This window comes from Streptomyces sp. NRRL F-5123, from assembly GCF_000721495.1.
In the GTDB taxonomy this organism is placed as follows: domain Bacteria; phylum Actinomycetota; class Actinomycetes; order Streptomycetales; family Streptomycetaceae; genus Actinacidiphila.
The window spans coordinates 1-799 of record NZ_JOHY01000162.1; the positions used below are offsets into that span (position 1 = coordinate 1).

Below are 799 nucleotides of genomic sequence, written 5' to 3' on the forward strand. Positions count from 1 at the left end.
CGCGGAGGTCATGACGGCCTCGGTGCGCAGCGGGTTGATCTCGGAGACGGCGCCGACGAACGTGGTCTTGCCCACGCCGAAGCCGCCCGCCACGACGATCTTCGCGGAGGTCGTCGACCGCGCCGACTGCGTGCCGTACGACGGCTGCGGCTGTGCTCTAGAGCTTCCGAAGTCCACTGAGCACCCTCTCAAGCAGTGTCACGTCTGGCTGACCGCCGGCTTCGCCGCTGCCGGGCTGGTGGATGGCCACCATGCCGGCCTCGGCCAGGTCGGCCACGAGGATCCGGGCCACGCCCAGCGGGATGGCGAGCAGCGCGGAGATCTCGGCCACCGACTTGATCTCGCGCGTCAGGTGGCAGATCCGCTGGTGCTCGGGGAGCAGTCCCGCGTACTGCACCGGGTCGGCGGTGGTGCTCACCAGCGCCTCTATCGCCAACTGGTAGCGGGGCCTGGTGCGGCCACCGGTCATGGCGTACGGCCGCACCAGCGGCTGGTCGCCTTCCACTCCGTACGGCGCGTGGTGTGACGCGCCGTACGGGCCTTGGCCCGGCGAGGCGGGTGGCGGGGTCATGAGGGTCCTCCGTGTCCGGGCAGTGCGTGTCGCGGTGCGGAAAAACGGGAACGTGCGGCGGGATGTCGGACGGTGGCGCGGGCGGCGGAGGGAGGTCCGCGCGCCCGCGTCGGCAGCGGGCTACTGCATCAGGCTGCCTTGCAGTTCTGCCCTGAGGTCGGGGGTGAGTACGGTGCCTGCGCGGTCGACGAGCAGGGCCATTTCGTAGCCGACGAGGCCGATGTCGCA

At 71.1% G+C, this 799-nt stretch carries 1 protein-coding gene and 2 pseudogenes; all 3 read right to left on the minus strand.

From position 1 onward, the window contains the following. Positions 1 to 177, minus strand: a pseudogene (locus IH54_RS44185) (ATP/GTP-binding protein); the annotation flags it as partial. Next, entirely contained in the window at positions 158 to 571 is a 414-nt protein-coding gene (locus tag IH54_RS0138680) for a DUF742 domain-containing protein (protein ID WP_031526299.1), read from the minus strand. The gene IH54_RS0138680 and the pseudogene IH54_RS44185, both read right to left, overlap by 20 nt. Before the next feature lie 120 nt (positions 572 to 691). Beyond that, positions 692 to 799, minus strand: a pseudogene (locus tag IH54_RS0138685) (roadblock/LC7 domain-containing protein); the annotation flags it as partial.